The 18,548-nt window shown below is 60.8% G+C and carries 17 protein-coding genes; 10 read left to right on the top strand and 7 right to left on the bottom strand.

The window, feature by feature from the left end:
• Positions 1-163: 163 nt before the first annotated feature.
• The 6 genes from GSQ93_RS36930 (at position 164) to GSQ93_RS36905 (ending at position 6,894) form a co-directional block, all read left to right on the top strand.
• Positions 164-847 carry a DUF2889 domain-containing protein gene (locus GSQ93_RS36930; protein ID WP_158941161.1) on the top strand — a complete coding sequence of 228 codons (684 nt, stop codon included), beginning with the start codon at positions 164-166 and terminating at the stop codon, positions 845-847.
• Positions 848-1,050: 203 nt separating this feature from the next.
• Entirely contained in the window at positions 1,051-2,232 is a 1,182-nt protein-coding gene (gene sucC, locus GSQ93_RS36925) for an ADP-forming succinate--CoA ligase subunit beta (RefSeq protein ID WP_367889811.1), read from the top strand.
• Between the two features lie 125 nt (positions 2,233-2,357).
• Complete coding sequence (gene sucD, locus GSQ93_RS36920; RefSeq protein WP_158941159.1) at positions 2,358-3,239, top strand: succinate--CoA ligase subunit alpha; 882 nt, start codon at positions 2,358-2,360, stop codon at positions 3,237-3,239.
• A 152-nt stretch (positions 3,240-3,391) separates the two neighbouring features.
• Entirely contained in the window at positions 3,392-4,102 is a 711-nt protein-coding gene (locus GSQ93_RS36915) for a TerC family protein (protein WP_158941158.1), read from the top strand.
• A gap of 223 nt (positions 4,103-4,325) precedes the next feature.
• Positions 4,326-4,835, top strand: a complete 510-nt coding sequence (locus GSQ93_RS36910) for a pilin (protein ID WP_213767645.1) — start codon at positions 4,326-4,328, stop codon at positions 4,833-4,835.
• Positions 4,836-5,073: 238 nt separating this feature from the next.
• A complete protein-coding gene (locus GSQ93_RS36905; RefSeq protein WP_158941156.1) occupies positions 5,074-6,894 on the top strand; it encodes a PglL family O-oligosaccharyltransferase in 1,821 nt (606 codons plus the stop codon).
• A gap of 187 nt (positions 6,895-7,081) precedes the next feature.
• Here the strand turns inward: GSQ93_RS36905 and moaC are convergent, their stop codons facing one another.
• The 7 genes from moaC to GSQ93_RS36870 all read right to left on the bottom strand — a co-directional run bounded on the left by moaC (position 7,082) and on the right by GSQ93_RS36870 (position 13,061).
• Positions 7,082-7,561 carry a cyclic pyranopterin monophosphate synthase MoaC gene (gene moaC / locus GSQ93_RS36900; RefSeq protein ID WP_158941155.1) on the bottom strand — a complete coding sequence of 160 codons (480 nt, stop codon included), beginning with the start codon at positions 7,559-7,561 and terminating at the stop codon, positions 7,082-7,084.
• Positions 7,562-7,664: 103 nt separating this feature from the next.
• Positions 7,665-8,300 carry a DUF2946 family protein gene (locus GSQ93_RS36895; protein WP_158941154.1) on the bottom strand — a complete coding sequence of 212 codons (636 nt, stop codon included), beginning with the start codon at positions 8,298-8,300 and terminating at the stop codon, positions 7,665-7,667.
• Positions 8,293-9,588 (bottom strand): YheT family hydrolase, encoded by a 1,296-nt coding sequence (locus tag GSQ93_RS36890; RefSeq protein WP_254074256.1) that lies wholly within the window; start codon positions 9,586-9,588, stop codon positions 8,293-8,295. Before GSQ93_RS36890 ends, GSQ93_RS36895 begins: the two co-directional genes overlap by 8 nt.
• 123 nt (positions 9,589-9,711) lie before the next feature.
• Positions 9,712-10,158: a nuclear transport factor 2 family protein gene (locus tag GSQ93_RS36885; protein WP_158941153.1), complete on the bottom strand. Its 447-nt coding sequence runs from the start codon at positions 10,156-10,158 to the stop codon at positions 9,712-9,714.
• Positions 10,159-10,469: 311 nt separating this feature from the next.
• On the bottom strand, positions 10,470-11,519 hold the full coding sequence (gene waaF / locus GSQ93_RS36880; protein ID WP_158941152.1) for a lipopolysaccharide heptosyltransferase II: 1,050 nt from the start codon (positions 11,517-11,519) through the stop codon (positions 10,470-10,472).
• A gap of 289 nt (positions 11,520-11,808) precedes the next feature.
• Positions 11,809-12,003 carry a zinc-finger domain-containing protein gene (locus tag GSQ93_RS36875; RefSeq protein ID WP_031359576.1) on the bottom strand — a complete coding sequence of 65 codons (195 nt, stop codon included), beginning with the start codon at positions 12,001-12,003 and terminating at the stop codon, positions 11,809-11,811.
• A gap of 134 nt (positions 12,004-12,137) precedes the next feature.
• A complete protein-coding gene (locus GSQ93_RS36870; protein ID WP_158941151.1) occupies positions 12,138-13,061 on the bottom strand; it encodes a branched-chain amino acid transaminase in 924 nt (307 codons plus the stop codon).
• Between the two features lie 594 nt (positions 13,062-13,655).
• On the opposite strand from GSQ93_RS36870, the gene GSQ93_RS36865 reads away from it, so the two are divergent.
• The 4 genes from GSQ93_RS36865 (at position 13,656) to pyk (ending at position 18,352) form a co-directional block, all read left to right on the top strand.
• Positions 13,656-14,501, top strand: a complete 846-nt coding sequence (locus tag GSQ93_RS36865) for an AzlC family ABC transporter permease (protein WP_158941150.1) — start codon at positions 13,656-13,658, stop codon at positions 14,499-14,501.
• Positions 14,498-14,821: an AzlD domain-containing protein gene (locus GSQ93_RS36860; protein ID WP_158941149.1), complete on the top strand. Its 324-nt coding sequence runs from the start codon at positions 14,498-14,500 to the stop codon at positions 14,819-14,821. The genes GSQ93_RS36865 and GSQ93_RS36860 overlap by 4 nt, the downstream gene beginning before the upstream one ends.
• A gap of 476 nt (positions 14,822-15,297) precedes the next feature.
• The gene (locus tag GSQ93_RS36855; protein ID WP_158941148.1) at positions 15,298-16,488 is read left to right on the top strand and encodes a phosphoglycerate kinase; all 1,191 of its coding nucleotides are present in this window, start codon (positions 15,298-15,300) and stop codon (positions 16,486-16,488) included.
• 427 nt (positions 16,489-16,915) lie between these two features.
• Entirely contained in the window at positions 16,916-18,352 is a 1,437-nt protein-coding gene (gene pyk, locus GSQ93_RS36850; protein ID WP_158941147.1) for a pyruvate kinase, read from the top strand.
• The last annotated feature ends 196 nt before the right edge of the window (positions 18,353-18,548 follow it).

The raw sequence follows: 18,548 nt of genomic DNA, 5'->3' as shown, positions 1-18,548 counted from the left end.
GTAGAATTCCCTACCGCCAACGACCGTATCGAAACGAACGCGAAATAAGCCGCCGCACAAGCCTCTGCATTGCCTCGCAAGCTCCCCGCGGCAACCCGATCCGGCCGAAAATGCCCAGTATGGTAAAATTTCGGCGTTTTCCCATTCCGGCCTTCCTCTGCACATGCCGCTTTCTCCGCCCGTTTCTCGACAGTTGCGCCATCGCCGCGCGATTCGAATGGAAGCGTTTGAGCGTGAAGATGGCTTGTGGGATATCGAAGCCTGTCTAACCGATGAAAAGCCGCGCGACGTCAAACTCGCGTCGGGCGTCCGGCCTCAAGGCCTGCCGATCCATGAACTCTGGCTGCGCATCACCATCGACCGCACGTTCACCATCGTCGACGCCGAAGCGGCTTCCGAGTGGGCTCCGTATACCGGAATGTGCGCAGCATCGAACCCCGCGTATCGCGCGCTCATCGGCCTCAATCTTGTGCAAAATTTCCGTCGTGAATCCAGCCGTTTGTTGGCCGGAACGACCGGTTGCACGCACATCACTGAACTCTGCGCCGTGTTGCCCACAGCCGCCATCCAGGCATTCGCCGGCGAGGTGTGGAACACCGAAAAAGGCGGCGCGCCGGGCAAACCATCGGAAAATCCAGCAAGCGGTGCATCAAACAAAGCAGCAGAAATCGACAAACCCCCATTCCAGCTTGGCCGTTGCAACGCATTGCGTTTCGACGGTGAAGCCGTTCGGCAATATTATCCGCGCTGGTTTGGTCACGCGCCGCGCGGGACGGCAGACCGGATAGCGGATCAGGACAACTCCAAAAAGGCCGGAAGCGACACGGAGCCGGCTCAGCGAAATTGATCGGAATTAGTCGACACTAATCGAAATTAGCAAGAGCAGGTTCCCAGAACTGGCCGACCAGGAAACATCAGCATGACGCCGGACGCGCGTACTTTTGGCGCCGGAAGCAACGCTGAACGTGATTCAGGTATTCCAAGTAAATTGAATAAGTAATTCAGGCAACTCATTAATTCACGTAATCGAAGTTCAATCCAACTCTCAGACTGAAGGAATCACGCATGAAGATTCACGAGTACCAGGGAAAGGAAATCCTGCGGAAGTTCGGCGTCGCGGTCCCGCGCGGCAAGCCCGTGTTCTCGGTGGACGATGCGGTCAAGGCCGCTGAAGAGCTGGGCGGCCCGGTTTGGGTCGTCAAGGCTCAGATTCACGCTGGCGGTCGCGGTAAGGGCGGCGGCGTGAAGGTTGCAAAGACGCTGGAACAGGTTCGCGAATATTCGAACCAGATCCTCGGCATGCAGCTCGTCACGCACCAGACCGGCCCTGAAGGCCAGAAGGTGAACCGCCTGTTGATCGAAGAAGGCGCGGACATTAAGAAGGAACTGTACATCGGCCTCGTGCTCGACCGTATCACGCAAAAAGTCGTGGTGATGGCATCGAGCGAAGGCGGCATGGACATTGAAGAAGTTGCGGAAAAGACGCCGGAACTGCTGCACAAGTTCGCCGTTGAGCCGTCGACGGGTCTGCTGGACAAAGACGCTGACGACCTCTCGCGCAAGATCGGCATCCCGGAAGGCTCGATCCCGCAAGCGCGCGCGATCCTGCAAGGCCTGTACAAGGCATTCTGGGAAACGGACGCATCGCTGGCCGAAATCAACCCGCTGATCGTCACGGGCGACGGCAAGGTGATTGCGCTCGACGCCAAGTTCAACTTCGACGCCAACGCGCTGTTCCGTCACCCGGACATCGTCGCGTATCGCGACGTCGATGAAGAAGATCCGGCTGAAGTGGAAGCGTCGAAATTCGATCTGGCCTACATCTCGCTCGATGGCAACATCGGCTGCCTGGTGAACGGCGCCGGCCTGGCAATGGCCACCATGGACACGATCAAGCTGTTCGGCGGCGAGCCGGCCAACTTCCTCGACGTGGGCGGCGGTGCGACGACCGAGAAGGTTACGGAAGCCTTCAAGATCATGTTGAAGAACCCGAACCTCAAGGCAATCCTCGTGAACATCTTCGGCGGCATCATGCGCTGCGATGTGATCGCGGAAGGCGTGATCGAAGCGTCGAAAGCCGTGTCGCTGAAGGTGCCTCTGGTCGTGCGCATGAAGGGCACGAACGAAGATCTCGGCAAGAAGATGCTGGCGGATTCAGGCTTGCCGATCATCGCGGCCGACAGCATGGAAGAAGCTGCGCAGAAGGTTGTCGCAGCCGCCGAGGGCAAGTAATCGCCAGGATTTATCCGGCAATTACGAGCGTTCCACCAGATACGAAAGGCGGCGCTTTTCCGCCTGCTGTGCTTTGAAACAAGGCACGCGGGCTAAAGGCGGCGTCGACGAACAGAGGTCACACTATGTCGATTCTGATCAATAAAGACACCAAGGTCATCACCCAGGGCATTACCGGCAAGACCGGTCAGTTCCACACCCGCGCTTGCCGCGAGTATGCGAACGGCCGTGAAGCGTACGTGGCGGGCGTGAACCCGAAGCGCGCCGGCGAAGATTTCGAAGGCATCCCAATCTACGCAAGCGTCGCGGAAGCGAAGGCTGAAACGGGCGCAACCGTTTCGGTGATCTACGTGCCGCCGGCGGGCGCCGCTGCTGCAATCTGGGAAGCGGTCGAAGCCGACCTGGATCTCGCAATCTGCATCACGGAAGGCATTCCCGTGCGTGACATGCTCGAGCTCCGGGACCGTATGCGTCGCGAAAATCGCAAGACGCTGTTGCTCGGACCGAATTGCCCGGGCACGATCACGCCGGACGAACTGAAGATCGGCATCATGCCGGGTCATATCCACCGTAAGGGCCGTATCGGCGTGGTGTCGCGTTCAGGCACGCTCACGTACGAAGCGGTTGGCCAGTTGACGGCTATTGGCCTTGGCCAGTCGTCGGCAGTCGGTATTGGCGGCGATCCGATCAACGGTCTGAAGCACATCGACGTCATGAAGATGTTCAACGACGATCCCGACACGGACGCCGTGATCATGATTGGCGAGATCGGTGGCCCGGACGAAGCGAACGCGGCTTACTGGATCAAGGACAACATGAAGAAGCCGGTGGTTGGCTTTATCGCGGGCGTCACGGCTCCGGCCGGCAAGCGCATGGGTCACGCGGGCGCGCTGATTTCGGGCGGTGCGGATACGGCCGATGCCAAGCTGGAAATCATGGAAGCGTGCGGTATCACCGTCACGAAGAACCCGTCGGAAATGGCGCGTCTGTTGAAGGCGATGCTGTAAGGGTTTCAGGAACGGCCGATCGACAGAAAACGCAGGGCTGCGCTATGCTTACGTAAGCCTTTCGTTAAACGTCGGTTCTAAAAGCGGGGGAGCTAAGGCTTCCCCGCTTTTTTTATCGCGCGTTTTTTCTGATGTCGTTCACTGGTTTTCTCATGCTCGAATTTTTCGCCACCCTCCATTGGGGCGCTGTTCTACAAATTATCGTCATCGATATCCTCCTTGGCGGCGACAACGCCGTCGTCATCGCGCTCGCCTGCAGGAATCTGCCGCCCCAGCAACGCACGCGCGGCGTGCTGCTCGGTACGCTCGGGGCCATCGTGCTCCGCGTCGCGTTGATCTCGTTCGCCGTTGTGCTGCTCGATGTCCCGTTCCTCAAGTTCGCTGGCGGCCTGATGTTGCTGTGGATCGGCGTGAAGCTGATGATGCCGGATCACAGCGACCCGGATATCAAGCCGACCGACCAGCTTTGGGCGGCAATCAAGACAATCATCGTGGCCGATGCCGTGATGAGCCTCGACAACGTGATTGCAGTGGCGGGGGCGGCCGAAGCGGCCGATCCGCAGCATCGGCTGGCGCTGGTTATCTTCGGCCTGCTGGTGAGCATCCCGTTGATCGTGTGGGGCAGTACGCTGGTGCTGAAGCTGCTCGACAAATTCCCGATCGTAATTGCGCTTGGCGCCGGTTTGCTCGGGTGGATCGCGGGCGGATTGATGATCGACGATCCGTTCTTCGACCGTTGGCCCGCGTTGAACGTGCTGGGTGCCGAATACACGGCGCATGTGGCGGGTGCGGTGCTGGTGCTGGCCTTTGGCTGGTACTTTCGCCGGCGTGCGCTGGCGGCGGAATCGAAAGCCGCGCACTGATTTTCGGTTTAACCGTTGGCCGTTTGGCTGACTGTTGAGACGGGGTGGCGCTCAATAAGATCGAAGCGTCTGGATTGCATCACGCAACCAGGCGCTTCGTCTTTTTGGGAGTCCAGCGATGGCAGCAGCAATGACAGCAGCGGTATGCAGAGTAGATGGATCGGGTAGTAGCAAAGTGTGGTTTCGAAGGCTGATTACGCGCGGCAAGATACAGCGTTTCGGGATGGGCTTCACGTTGATCGAGTTGATGATCGTGCTGGCAATTGTTGGCGTGGTCGCGGCGTACGCTATTCCGGCCTATCAGGATTATCTGGCGCGTAGCCGGGTGGGCGAGGGTTTGTCGCTGGCATCGTCGGCACGGTTGGCGGTGGCGGAAAATGCCGCGAGCGGCTCTGACCTGGGTGGGGGATATTCGTCGCCGCCGGGGACGCGAAACGTGGAGTCCATTCATGTCGACGATACCAATGGGCAAGTCACCATCGCGTTTTCCACGCGTGTGGCGCCGGCAGGATCGAATACGCTCGTGCTTGTGCCGTCAACGCCGGACAACGCCGAGACGCCGACTGCACGTACCGTTCTGACGAAGGGTTCGGTTCAGGCCGGATCGATCACGTGGGAATGTTTCGCCGCCACGAAAACGGCGTCTTCGTTGCCAGCGCCGGGCGCGGGTCCGTCACCTTCGGAAGCGCCCACATTACCGCCCAATCTCGCCCCGCCGGAGTGCCGGACTTAACCAGTCGAGAGGCACTGAGCGAAGCTGAAAGGCTGGCCGCATGAAACCGTAATCGCGATGAACCGTCATCATGGCGCTTGTGAGCGAGCACGCGGATTGCGGGCAGCCTCGATGTTTTGCTGAAACCGCCACGAAATTTTCAGGAATGACAGGGATTTCGGCGCATTTCATGCCAGGTGTCGCACAGCAAGAGTAATTTTTTGTATAGTGCGCCGGTTGCCGACGTTCCCTACCCCACATGCCTTCAAACATCGCGCGCTACCTTTCTCTTGCTGCCCTCTGTCTGGCACTGACGATCCCGTTCGCGGTCGTCAACCATACCTATCCCATTCCGACCTTCTACGCCGAGTTCAGTGCGCTTGCACTGTTCCTGGTGATTGGCGGGGGAATGGCGCTGATCGTGTGTTTGTCCGAGCCACGCGTGCCATTCGCGATGCCGGTTATCGCGTTGATGCCGCTCGTGCTTGGTTTGCTACTGGTGGCGCAGACGGTTGTTTTGCCGGTGTCGCAGCCGTCGATGAACTGGCTCGGCGGCGGCTATTTGCTGGCATCGTTTGTCGCGGTGCATACGGGTTATGGCTTCACGCGCGCGGGTCTGGGCGAGAAGGCGTTGCGCTGGGGCGCATCGGCGTTGATTGTCGGTGGCCTGTTCGCCGTGTTCTGTCAGGTCGTGCAGTTGTTCCATATGGAGCCGAAGTTTTCGCCGTTCGTGGTGGCCTACAACGTTGCGATCGAACGGCGGCCGTTCGGCAACATGGCGCAGGCGAATCACCTTGCCACCTACATTGCGTTCGCAACGGCGGGCGCGCTGTACTTGGTGCAGACACGACGCCTGCCGGTGATCGCATGGCTCGTCTTGTCCGCGATATTTTCAGCGGGCCTCGCGTTGACCGTGTCGCGGGGACCGTGGCTGCAGATGGGCGTTATCGTGGTCGGGGGATTGTGGATGGCCTTCATTCAGGGCCGTCCAACCGTGGCCGATGATCCGGATGGTCCCGCCAGCCGTGCTGCTCGCAACAAAACACGCGCATGGCTGATTCCGATCATGCTCTTGGTGTTGTTCTTCGCGGTGAACGCAGCCATTCGCTGGGCGAACTTGCGTTTTCAGCTCGAACTGGGGCAATCGGCGGCGGAGCGGATGCAGGACGCGAACCAGATCGCGCCGCGGCTTGCGCTTTGGAAGTACGGCTGGACCATGTTCCTGACGCATCCGTTGCTGGGTGTTGGCTGGGGCGAGTTCCCGCTGCATCAGTTCGAGTTCGTGCGTGAGCTTGGCGGTGTGGAGATCGCGAACAATTCCCACGATATTTTCATCGACTTGCTCGCGAAAACCGGTCTGCTCGGTATGGCGATCGTGTTGTTCAGCGTGGTGTGCTGGCTCGTGCGCGTGCTGCGTGCGCCGCATACGCCTGCGCGGATTTTCGCGCTGTCGCTGCTGGGCGTGCTGATGATGCACGCGCTGGTTGAGTATCCGCAGCAGTACATGTTCTACCTGATGCCCGCGATGCTGATTTTTGGCTTGCTGGAGACGCGGCCATTGCGGTGGGTGTCGCGATCGTTTTCTTATGGATTGTATGTCGTGCTCGTGGTGCTTGGACTGGCATCGCTGTACCCCATCTTGCGCGACTACAACCGCTCGGAAGTGCTCTATTACGGGTCGCAGCCGGCTGAGCAATACCATGCGAATCCGTCGTTTTTGTTCGGCGCATGGGGGGAGTATGGCGCCGCGACATTACTGCCGATGAACAGCCAGGATCTCGCCACCAAGCTTGTGATGCATCGTCAGGCGCTGGCGTTGTTGCCTGGGGAAACTGTATTGCGACGCTACGCGGTGTTGCAGGCGCTGGCCGGACAGTCGCAGGACGCACTCGATACCATCGCCCGGCTGAAGATTTTTTCCACCGAGCTCCACGACTGGCCGCAACAACTGGCGGATGTTTATCAGTTATTGGACGATCAGGGTCAGCCGCTGGCCGGGTTCAAGGCCGAGCTGATGAAGATGTATGGTGTGCCAGCGCCGTCAGCTACCGATGACGATAGCGACGATGGGGATGATTGAGGGGCGGCTTGATGGACGACTTCGCTGTGACGAAGAGATCGATCGCGGCTAAAAACAAAGGCAGTTCCGACTCGCGTTGGAACTGCCTTTTTTGTCGGCCCAACGTTGTCGGTTACCAATGCTGGCAATCAAGCAGCGACAGCGATTTACTCAGAACCCGAGCATGCAGCGATACTCAGCCCCGTGATCAGCTCCCCGCCACCCAGTCCCCCGATTTCCCACCGTGCTTCTCCAGTACCTTCACATTGGTGATCGTCATTCCGCGATCCACTGCTTTGCACATGTCATAAACCGTCAGCAGTCCCACCTGCACGGCGGTCAGCGCTTCCATCTCCACGCCTGTGCGCCCGAACGTTTCCACGCGTACTTCGCAAAACACGCCGGGCAGGTTTTCATCGATGGAAAAATCCACGGCCACTCGCGTCAACGCCAGCGGATGGCACAGCGGGATCAGATCGGAGGTGCGTTTCGCGCCCTGAATCGCTGCGATTCGCGCGACGCCGAGCACATCGCCTTTTTTAGCCTTGCCGTCGCGGATCAGCGCGAGCGTGGCCGGCAGCATGACGATCGAACCGCGCGCGATGGCTACGCGACGCGTCTCGCTTTTATCGCCGACATCGACCATGTGCGCTTCGCCAGAAGCATCGAAATGTGTAAGTCCGGACATAACCTCTCCTTGCAACGGGCGATCATCATATCAGCGGCGCGCGAGTGATCCCGGCGCGCTCACGCCGCTACGATAAGCCGTTCAAGTTGTTTTAGCTTTCGCTTTACACCGCCGCCGCGTTCGCCGCCGGGCTGGTAACAAAGCCAAACTTGCCCGGCACATCGGCTCGATCGATATGCCCCAGCGTCAGATCGATGCCAGCAGCAAAATGGAACACGCCGCCGTTATCGTCGAGATCGGCGTGTGTGGAAAACAGATCGAGATCGTGATCGTGCAACGCGGCGATTCGCGGCACGTGAGAGCCATCGCGGGCATCACGGGCATCGGGATCATCTGAAAACAGCACAGCGCCTTCATCGTCGAGCCAAGCCGCCGTCGGCTCAAACCGCTTGCCTGCGTGATCGGTCAGCCGCAAAGCACCGGCGGCTGCGCCGTCCATCGCGCCATCCATCGCATCGTTCACTTCACTCAGCCGCACGATCCATGGCGTATAACCCAGCTCCACATACACACGCTGGGGGCCGTTTTGAAAGAACCACTGGCCTTCGGCATCGGCGGCGTAGTTGCGGTTGATGAAGCCCAGCAACGCGTCGTGGCGGATGATATCGCCGGGAAGGCCTGCCGCCTGCGTGGCATCGTCGCGCATGCGCCACTGACCGCGGCGATCAAGCAGCAGCCAGCCGGTGCAATGCGGGACGTTGGGCCATTTGGCCAGCGCCTGTTTGACGATCTCATCCATGCTCGGAATCCGTTTGGTGCGCCACGTGATGCACGTGACGCACATGAGTTTGCAAATAGCCGAACACCCGCTGCGACAACCAGTCGATCCGCCCCGGAAACGGCCCGGTCATAAAGCCGACGTGGCCGCCATGCGCGGGTTGATCGAGGGTCACAGCCGCTGAAACTTCCGCCGCCGACGGCAACACTCGCCCAGGCAGGAACGGATCATTGCGGGCGTTCAGAAGTAGCGTTGGAATGGCAATGCGCGGCAGATAGGGCCGGGTGGTGGCACGGGTCCAGTAGTCTTCGGTATCGCGAAAACCGTGGAGCGGCGCGGTCACGGCGTTATCGAAGGCATGCATGGTGCGGGCCGCGAGCATGGCATCGCGGTCGAACAGGCCGGGATACTGGTCGAGTTTCGCCAGCGCCTTGTGCTTGAGCGTCTTGAGAAAGTTGCGCGTGTAGATCATGCCGAAACCCTGCGATATCGCGTGGCCACCGGCGTGGACATCGAGCGGCGCGGAGATCGCGGCGGCAGCGTCGAGAATGGCCGCTGCGTCCTGTTCCTGCTCGCACAACCAGCGCAGCAGCACGTTGCCGCCCAGCGATACCCCCGCCGCGATGACCGGCCCGGGATGTTGCGCCTTCAATCGACGCAAGACCCAGTCGACTTCGGCGCTATCGGCGAGATGGTAGAAGCGCGGGAGGAGATTCATCGAGCCGCCGCAACTGCGGAAATGCGGCACGACGCCAAACCAGCCGCGCGCCTTCGCTTCGGCCATCAGCACGCGTGCATAGTGCGAGTCCGAGCTGCCTTCAAGTCCGTGGAAGAGCACAAAGAGCGGTGCGCCCGGGTCGGGAGGGGGATTCGCCCCTCGTGGCGCGGCCGTGTCGTGGCCGACGCCTTCGTGCAAGGCCGCGGATTCATCGAACGATGTGGCAGCGGCGTTTCCAGGCTCACGCGACGCGGGCTGCGAGGCGACGGTGGTGGCGCTGGAATGAACGCAGTTGTGGCCTTCACCATCGGCGTCATAAGCCAGCCAGTCGAGTTCGATGAAATCGCCGTCCGGGGTCGTCCATCGCTCCCGTCGGTATTTCACCGCCGGCCGCTGCGCGAACAACGCCGGCACGATGGTCTGTGCGTGCGCGGTCGGCAGCCATCGAGGCGCTCGGTACAGCCATTCGGCCAGCGGCTCAAGCGTTGCTTGGCTCACTGCGTCGAGAGCGGCCGAAGCGGTCTGCTCAAGCGCAGAGGGGGATTCCAGCGCCGGAGCATCAGGAATGAGATGAGCGTGATCGCGTTTCATGGCGCGTCTTCAAACAGGAAGCAGGATGCGAACGGATGCCGACGGTCTGCCGATCAGACTGGCAGAGCAATTGTCGAGCCGCGGACGCCGGCTACCCTGCCCAGCGTACCCGCAAAACCGATGTCAATGCAGCGGACCTTGTCCATGTCGCATTTTCGCAGCAACTTGTCCTGCGGCTTCGTCTGGCATCGCACTAGCGTGGATATGCGCTATGCGCCATTCCCCACGTTCGTGGACCATTACATAGGTGCTGAACACCATGACGGGCGAACTGCCCGGTTCGACAGGCTGATGCGCTTCGGCGATGGCGTAGACCACGGTGCCGAGACTGTCGTACACGCGGATATCGAGCGGCTCGACCGTGACCGGCCGGTTCCCCAGTTGCGTCGCGAGACCCGCGCGTACGCTGTCCAGGCCGCTCAGGTGCGAGCCGTCCGCGCAGATAAAGGTGGCGAATTCCTCGTCGATCCAGAGCGCCATGATGCTGTCGATATTGCCCTCCGCGACAGCCTGGTAATAGGCGTTGAGGGTATCGGCGGCGGCTTCGAAGAGGCGGGCAAAACGTGGCATGGCTAGTGGGTCTCTAACAGTCGATGCATGGCGCCTGATGTTCTCGGACAGTGAGCGCCACGGTTCGGTCAAGTTTCAAAAGCATGCCCCGGCTTAGGGACATTGGCATGTCAGGAAGCGCCGGTAATCGCAAACGCGCCGCCGACAGGAACTCGGAAGGACGCGGGCACGGCGCCGGTGAACCTGGCGTGGCGGACGCTGCCCCGACGAAGTCATGAAGCAGTCTTTGAAGCCGAAGCGGCGGCCCAAGCTTGCTCGATCAGCAAATCAGCCTGAGCCATGGCGCCGAAGCCGCGTCAGCGTAACCCGTTCTAATGACGCTGCATCATCAGCATGCCGCGTAAATCGGCGAAAACCTGCTCGGCGCCGAGTTCACGCAAACAGTTCAAATGACCCAGCGGACACTCGCGGGCAAAGCACGGACTGCATTCGAGGTGCAGCCATTGTACCTTTGCGAGATCGGAGAGTGGCGGTGTGTGGCGCGGGTCGGTCGAGCCGAACACGGCCACCAGCGGGCGGCGCAGCGCAGCGGCGACGTGCATCAGGCCGGAATCGTTGGTCACCACGGCGCTCGCGCGCGAGATCAGCGCGCACGCTTCACCCAGCGACGTTTGCCCGCACAGGTTACGCACGTTCGGCGCGCGATCGGCAATGGCCTGGGCGATGGGCGAATCTTTCGGCGACCCGAGCGCGACGATCCGCGCGTACGGAAACGACTGCGCGATGAACTGCGCGAGCGCCGCGAAATGCTCCGGCGGCCAGCGTTTTGCCGGACCGTATTCCGCGCCCGGACAAAACACGACCAGCGGCGCGCGGGTATCGAGATTAAAGCGGGTGGAGACGCGCGCCGCTTCGTTCAGGTCGGCATCGAGCCGCGGTACCGGCATGGGAACCGTCGCGTTTTCCTGCAGCCACGGCAGCTTCGCGCCCGGCGCATAGGCGAGGGCGGCGTACTGGCCGACCATGGGCGGGCGTTGCCCCTTGGCCGGATTCGCGTGCCGCACGTTGAGCACGCCATAACGGCTTTCGCCCGTGTAGCCGACCCGCAGGTTGATCCCCGCCATCCACGGAATCAGCGCCGATTTGAACGAGTTCGGCAGCACGTAGGCGGCGTCGTAACCCACGTCGCGCAAATCGCTCGCGAGTTGCCATCGACGCAGCATTTGCAGCTTGCCGTGGGCGAGATCGGTGGCGTAGACGTCGTGGATCTCGGGCATGCGTTCCAGCACGGGCGCGACCCAGGCGGGCGCGACAGCATCGATGACAATGCGCGGATGCAGCTTCTTCAGCAGCGAAAACAGCGGCTGCGCCATCAATGCGTCACCAATCCAGTTCGGTGCGATAACCAACGCGCGACGCATCTATGTAGGTTCCAGTCTCAAAAATAACGCAGCTCGCACCATGTGGGCGGGCGCGTCGTGGCAATGGGGAGTGAGGGCGCCCGGCTTCCAGTGTCCGATATCCGGCCTGTCCGGCGTCGAGGCGCGAGGTGCTGTGCTTTCAAAACATGGAGCGCGGCCGGAGCGTAGTGTTCAACGGGGTCGGCAGCAGCATCGGATGAGTGCGGCACAGCATCGCTAGTGGCCGCGAAGACCCAACGGGCGGCGTGGTTCAAGCCGCAGGCCGCTGGCTCTTCGCGAAGTCGAAGATTTAATGACCCTTGATGTGCTCGCCGTCTTTCAGCTTGTAGCGCGTGCCGCAATACGGGCAACGTGCTTCACCGTGGGAAATATCGAGGAAAACGCGCGGATGCGTGCTCCAGCGCGGCATGTTGGGGTTCGGGCAGAACGCCGGCACATCTTTCGCCGACAACTGGACCAGCGGCATTTCCTTCAGTTCGCTCATGAGGAATCTCGTTCGTTCTAGTCTGGGGACGCAGTGAGCCTGGTTTTTTCGAGTCCGATATTCCTGAGACTCGAAAAACCCGGCTCACCGCCGTACGTCATGCGTCGGGTTGCGCGTTAAGTTACGCAGTTGCGTTACTTAACTTGCGCAAGCCAACCGGCGTACTTTTCGTTCTTGCCGCTCACGATATCGAAGAAAGCGCTTTGCAGCTTTTCCGTGATCGGACCACGCTTGCCTTCGCCGATAGTGCGATTGTCCAACTCGCGGATCGGCGTGACTTCAGCGGCCGTGCCGGTGAAAAACGCTTCGTCGCAGGTGTAGACCTCGTCGCGGGTGATGCGCTTTTCGATCACCTGAATGCCGAAGTCGCGTGCGAGCGTGATGACCGTGTCGCGCGTGATGCCGTCCAGGCACGAAGCCAGGTCCGGCGTGTACAGCTTGCCGTTGTTCACCAGGAAGAAGTTTTCGCCGGAGCCTTCGGACACGTAGCCGTCCACGTCGAGCAGCAGCGCTTCGTCGTAACCGTCGGTGATGGCTTCCTGGTTCGCGAGGATCGAGTTCACGTACCAGCCCGACGCCTTCGCGCGGACCATGGAGACGTTCACATGATGGCGCGTGAACGACGACGTTTTCACGCGGATGCCCTTCGCAATGCCGTCGTCGCCAAGATAGGCGCCCCACGGCCACGCGGCGATTGCGACGTGAATGGTGTTGCCTTTCGCCGATACCCCCAGCTTCTCCGATCCCACCCAGATGATCGGCCGGATGTAGCAGGATTCCAGCTTGTTCACGCCGACCACTTCGAGCTGCGCGGCTTCAAGCGTTGCATGGTCGAACGGCACTTCCATCTGGAAGATCTTGGCGGAGTTGAGCAGGCGCTTGGTGTGGTCTTTCAGGCGGAAGATCGACGTGCCGGTGCCCGTCTTGTAGGCGCGCACGCCTTCAAAAACGCCCATGCCGTAGTGCAGCGTGTGGGTGAGCACGTGGATGTTGGCGTCGCGCCAGTCGATCAGCTTGCCATCCATCCAGATCTTGCCGTCGCGGTCGGCCATTGACATACGATTTCTCCTGGCGAGTAGTGTGCAGATAATGAGTGGGCCGCCGGTTTTCGTCAGCGTATTTGCCAGCTTACTTGTCCGCGTTTTTCGTCCGCTTGACCAGCATGACGATGACGACGGGCTTTCTGCGCCTTCCTCCGATCCGTGGCGGCTGTCCGTAGACAGCGCACGTGGCATGGGATTTCAGCGCAAAACAGGCAAGCAACCGGGCGGCCAAAGACCGTCATTTTAGCGTCTTTTCGATTAAAAAATGGGCGCTGTCGGCCATTTGGCGCCTTTCACGACGCTATAATTTGCCTTTCGGCTTCACGCGAAGTGCTCAGGGTGTGGTCAACATTGCGGATCGAAAGCAAACTGTGAGGAACCTGCGAAAGCCCGCCATCCGGATCGGTCGGCCTGATAGGGCGTGAGACCGGGCTTGATTCAAGGCTCGGCGCAACGGTTTCGGGTCATGTTTCGGATCGTTTTAGACACGGATTCTGGCTCGATCCGCAGCGGGTCTGCACCAACCGCCCGACCCTTGCCCGTTCTTCGCCGGATCCACCGGATCCGCCGCTCAACCGCACAAGTACACCCCGACTCGCACCAATCTCCATGCTCGACCGGCTGTCAGACCTCAACCGACGCGCGTTTCTCGATGGCGTCAAAACCCTTTCTCCAGCGGTTCCGGCCACGTTCTCGTGGGGTCTTGTAACGGGCATCGCGATGGCCAAGTCCGTGCTGACCTTGCCGCAGGCGCTTGGCATGTCACTCGCGGCCTACGCGGGATCGTCGCAACTGGCCGTGCTGCCGTTGCTCGCTGCGAAGCTGCCCCTCTGGACCATCTTGCTGACCGCCGCCATGGTCAACCTGCGGTTCGTCATTTTCAGCGCGGGGCTTGCGCCCCATTTCGCCTATCTGCCGCTGCGCCGCCGGCTGGTGCTCGGCTATTTCAATGGCGACATCATTTACCTGATGTTCCAGAAGCGTAATTTCCCGACCGGCTATCAGCCCGGCAAGGAGGCGTTTTTCTGGGGCATGGCGGCGACGAGCTGGTCCTCGTGGCAAGTGTCATCCATAGCGGGAATCCTGCTTGCGAGCCTTTTCCCCGATAACTGGGGCCTCGAGCTCGCCGGCACGCTTGCGCTGATTCCGCTGATCGTCTCGGCTATCGCGACGCGCTCCACGCTGGCGGCGGTCGGCGTGGCGAGCGTGATTGCGTTGATTACGCTGGATTTGCCGTATCGGCTTTCATTGCCGCTGGCCGTGGCGGCGGCGCTGCTCGCCGGAACATTCGCCGATGTCATGGCGGAGAAGCTGGGAGCGGGGCGCAAGACTACCGGCGCGGCAAAGCCTACGGAAAGTCTGGCGCCTCGTCTCACCGACGCCGCGCCGCTGAATCCTCCCTCCGATCTCGACAAATCGCCGGTAAGCCCGAAGCGCGCCCGGAGTGCCCGATGAGCGCCGCGCAAGTCTGGCTGGCCATCGCAGGCATGGCGCTGATCACGGGCGTCACGCGCGCGCTGTTCCTGATGGGCGGCGAGCGCATAATCCTGCCCGAGCGTGTGCAGCGCGCGCTGCGCTACGCGCCGGCTGCGGCACTGGTGGCGGTCGTCGTGCCTGACCTTCTGACTACGCCGACCGGCCTGTCGATTGCTTTCTCGAATCACGCGCTCTACGCTTCCCTGTGCGGTCTCGCCTGGTTTCTCTGGCGCCGCGGCATGCTCGGGACGATTGTCGTCGGCATGATTGTCTTCACGGTATTGCGGCTGTTCGCCTGACGCTGTTTTGCTGCGGCGCGTCATGCAGCGTGTGACCTAAGCCATCGAAAACTCGCCAATCCCGAATCCTGGGGATTTGCGTTTCCAGCGTCGAACGGGCATGGGTATCGGTTAAAATGGCGCTCTCGCTGTCGTATCGAATGAGGTCGAAACGTGTATCCGGCAGTCATCGCACACCCGCTTCACTCGCTCCATTCTTCGCTGCCACGCCTCGTCGCCCGGGCCTCCAGGTCGCAGGCGAAAGGCGCGGCACGCCTCGTTTCGTCGTCCCTTATTAGTTCAACTCGTTGGTCGAATCCTCCGCTTGGCGCGAGTCGCCTTGCGATGCTGCACGCACGCCGGTTTATCGCCGGCATGGTTTTGAGCACTTCAATTTCTCCGTAGCGACCTGTGTGAGTCCGCTGGCGTAAATCCACGGCGCGCAGATTCAACTCGCCCGAACCGCTTTCCAATTACTCGCTCACCCGCTGACTCCCATGACGAAAGTATTGCGTTTCACCGATCTGATCGCCGAAGGCAAAGTGTCCGGCAAACGTGTTTTCATCCGAGCCGACCTCAACGTCCCACAGGACGATCAGGGCAACATCACCGAAGACACGCGCGTGCGCGCCTCGGTGCCGGCGATCCAGCAAGCGCTGGCAGCAGGCGCCGCCGTGATGGTTACGTCCCACCTCGGCCGCCCGACGGAAGGGCAGTTCAAGCCAGAAGACTCGCTTGCGCCGGTAGCCAAGCGCCTCGGCGAACTGCTCGGCCGCGATGTGCCGCTGATCGCCGACTGGGTGGACGGTGTGCAAGTGCAGCCGGGCCAGGTCGTGCTGCTCGAAAACTGCCGCTGCAACAAGGGTGAGAAGAAGAACGACGACGCGCTGTCACAGAAGCTCGCCAAACTCTGCGATATCTACGTGAACGACGCGTTCGGCACCGCGCATCGTGCGGAAGCAACCACGCATGGCATCGCGAAATACGCGCCCGTCGCGTGTGCCGGTCCGCTGCTTGCCGCTGAACTCGACGCATTGGGCAAGGCGCTCGGCGAGCCGAAGCGCCCGCTGGTCGCCATTGTGGCGGGATCGAAGGTATCGACGAAACTCACTATCCTGAAGTCGCTGGCCGAGAAAGTGGACCAGTTGATCGTGGGGGGCGGCATTGCCAATACGTTCATGCTCGCGTCGGGGTTGAATATTGGCAAGTCGCTGGCGGAGAAGGATCTTATCGATGAAGCCAAGACCATCATCAGCGAAGCGCGGGCGCGTGGGGCGTCGGTACCCATTCCGAGCGACGTCGTGACTGCGAAGGAATTTGCCGCGGCCGCCAAGGCAGAAACGAAAGCCGTCGATCAGGTTCAGGACGACGACCTGATTCTCGATATCGGTCCTGACACCGCCAAGGCGCTTGCCGCGCAGTTGGAGAAGGCGGGCACGATCGTGTGGAACGGGCCGGTTGGCGTGTTCGAATTCGACCAGTTCGGCAATGGCACGAAGACGTTGGCGGACGCAATCGCGAACTCATCGGCATTTTCGATTGCAGGTGGCGGCGACACGCTCGCGGCCATCCAGAAGTACGGCATCCACGACAAAATCTCTTATATCTCGACTGGCGGCGGCGCGTTCCTGGAGTTTTTGGAAGGCAAGACGCTGCCCGCGGTGGAAGTACTCGAGTCACGGGCCTGAGCCGATGAAACGAGCCACGTCGAAGAGCGATCGTCCCGAGTCCGTAGTCGAAGTTGCTGCAGATAAAAAAGAGTTGGCTGCTGACGCGGGTTTGTCGGTAGCGGCTGAAATTGGATCGAGGGTGGAGGTTGGGATGAAACCTGGCCCCGCTCGCGCACCGGCCAAGTCGAAGCGTTCCGCTGCGACACCGGCCCGGCGTGGTTCGGATGTAAAGCAGGAAAGGAAGCAAATAAGGAAAGAAACGGCGGTCATGATTGGTGGCGCGAGCGCGTCGCTGATTCCGGTCGCCGGGCAGCTATCGAATAGCCACCACAAAGCGACGCCGGCCCGAGCCGGCGCGCGTTCGCAGGCGGAGACAGTTTCATCCCCGTCGGCACACCGTACTCGCAGCGCTGTTTCAGGCGATACCACCCAGACGAGGAATTCCATGCATCGCGCTACAAAGATTGTCGCCACTATCGGCCCCGCTTCCAGCACCCCTGAGATCCTGCTGCAAATGATGCAGGCCGGTCTCGACGTGGTCCGCTTCAACTTCTCGCACGGCACCGCCGACGATCATCGTCAGCGTGCGCAATACGTTCGCGACGCCGCCAAGCAATGCGGCCGTGAAGTGGCGTTGATGGCTGATTTGCAAGGCCCGAAGATTCGCGTGGGCAAGTTCGAAAACGGCAAGGTTACGTTGATCGCCGGCAATTCGTTCATCCTCGATGCCCGCTGTGAGCTGGGCAATGACGAACGTGTTGGTCTCGATTACCCCGATCTGCCGCGCGACCTGCGCAACGGCGACGTGCTGTTGCTGAACGACGGCTTGATCGTGCTCGACGTGGTCCGCGTGATTGGCGAAGAGATCCATACCACGGTGAAAGTGGGCGGTGATCTGTCGAACAACAAGGGCATCAATCGGCAGGGCGGCGGCCTGACGGCGCCGGCGCTGACCGAGAAGGACATGGAGGACATCAAGACAGCGATGTCGCTGGGCGCGGACTTTGTGGCGGTATCGTTTCCGAAGAACGCGACGGACATGGAGATGGCGCGGCAACTGGCGAACATCGCGGGCGCGCCTTACGGCATCAAGCCGAAGATGATCGCGAAGATCGAACGCGCGGAAGCCATTCCGGCGTTGCAGGGCATTCTTGATGCGTCGGACGGCATCATGGTTGCGCGCGGTGACCTGGCGGTGGAAGTGGGTAATGCGGCTGTTCCGGCTTTGCAGAAGCGCATGATCCGGATGGCGCGCGAGTCGAACAAGTTCGTGATCACGGCCACGCAGATGATGGAGTCGATGATCCATGCGCCTGTGCCCACCCGTGCTGAAGTTTCTGATGTCGCGAATGCCGTGCTGGACGGGACGGACGCGGTGATGTTGTCGGCGGAGACGGCTGCGGGTAAGTATCCGGTGACGACCATCGAGACGATGGCGGCCATTTGCCTGGAAGCTGAGAAGTCCGAGCAGAGCGAGCTTGACAAGGATTTCCTTGATCGCACGTTCACGCGCATCGATCAGTCGATTGCAATGGGCGCGTTGTTTACCGCTTATCACTTGGGCGCGAAGGCGATTGTTGCTTTGACCGAGTCCGGGGCGACGGCGTTGTGGATGTCGCGGCATTGGTCGCATGTGCCCATTTTTGCGCTGACGCCGCGGATTGGCAGTGAGCGGACTATGGCGCTTTATCGGAATGTCACTTCGCTGCACCTGGATACGAACACCGATCGCGATGTTGCGCTTCAGCAGGCGCTTGAGGTGGTGGTTTCGAAGGGGTATGCGGCGCGCGGGGATATGGTCGTGTTGACTGTTGGTGAGCCAATGGGGCAAGCCGGCGGCACTAACGCGATGAAGATTGTGCGGGTCGGAGATCCGTTTTAATTTCGTTCGCACCGGTGGACGGTTTGGGGCGGTTTTGGGTTGGCGGTTGAGTCATTGCCGGGTTGCTGCTTTCGGCCTTAGTGGTCTGCGTGAGTTGGATGTTTTCTTTATCACTATTAGCCACTGTGCGTGGCGGCACGTCATTTCTTTGTTCAAAGCGACAAAGAAACGAAGCAAAGAAAACGCTTTCAACCAC

Origin of the sequence: Burkholderia sp. S171 (assembly GCF_009766085.1) — a bacterium.
Taxonomy (GTDB): domain Bacteria; phylum Pseudomonadota; class Gammaproteobacteria; order Burkholderiales; family Burkholderiaceae; genus Caballeronia.
The sequence above is the reverse complement of the archived record's forward strand: the minus strand, read 5'-3'. Positions and strand labels throughout refer to the sequence as shown.

Coding starts and splice junctions, on each gene's coding strand:
- GSQ93_RS36860 (WP_158941149.1), top strand. CDS start 14,498: ATGAGCGCCGCGCAAGTCTGGCTGGCCATCGCAGGCATGGCGCTGATC.
- pyk (WP_158941147.1), top strand. CDS start 16,916: ATGCATCGCGCTACAAAGATTGTCGCCACTATCGGCCCCGCTTCCAGC.
- GSQ93_RS36915 (WP_158941158.1), top strand. CDS start 3,392: ATGCTCGAATTTTTCGCCACCCTCCATTGGGGCGCTGTTCTACAAATT.
- GSQ93_RS36890 (WP_254074256.1), bottom strand. CDS start 9,588: ATGAAACGCGATCACGCTCATCTCATTCCTGATGCTCCGGCGCTGGAA.
- moaC (WP_158941155.1), bottom strand. CDS start 7,561: ATGTCCGGACTTACACATTTCGATGCTTCTGGCGAAGCGCACATGGTC.
- GSQ93_RS36855 (WP_158941148.1), top strand. CDS start 15,298: ATGACGAAAGTATTGCGTTTCACCGATCTGATCGCCGAAGGCAAAGTG.
- GSQ93_RS36885 (WP_158941153.1), bottom strand. CDS start 10,158: ATGCCACGTTTTGCCCGCCTCTTCGAAGCCGCCGCCGATACCCTCAAC.
- GSQ93_RS36870 (WP_158941151.1), bottom strand. CDS start 13,061: ATGTCAATGGCCGACCGCGACGGCAAGATCTGGATGGATGGCAAGCTG.
- GSQ93_RS36875 (WP_031359576.1), bottom strand. CDS start 12,003: ATGAGCGAACTGAAGGAAATGCCGCTGGTCCAGTTGTCGGCGAAAGAT.
- waaF (WP_158941152.1), bottom strand. CDS start 11,519: ATGCGTCGCGCGTTGGTTATCGCACCGAACTGGATTGGTGACGCATTG.
- GSQ93_RS36865 (WP_158941150.1), top strand. CDS start 13,656: ATGCTCGACCGGCTGTCAGACCTCAACCGACGCGCGTTTCTCGATGGC.
- GSQ93_RS36905 (WP_158941156.1), top strand. CDS start 5,074: ATGCCTTCAAACATCGCGCGCTACCTTTCTCTTGCTGCCCTCTGTCTG.
- GSQ93_RS36930 (WP_158941161.1), top strand. CDS start 164: ATGCCGCTTTCTCCGCCCGTTTCTCGACAGTTGCGCCATCGCCGCGCG.
- GSQ93_RS36895 (WP_158941154.1), bottom strand. CDS start 8,300: ATGGATGAGATCGTCAAACAGGCGCTGGCCAAATGGCCCAACGTCCCG.
- sucD (WP_158941159.1), top strand. CDS start 2,358: ATGTCGATTCTGATCAATAAAGACACCAAGGTCATCACCCAGGGCATT.
- GSQ93_RS36910 (WP_213767645.1), top strand. CDS start 4,326: ATGGGCTTCACGTTGATCGAGTTGATGATCGTGCTGGCAATTGTTGGC.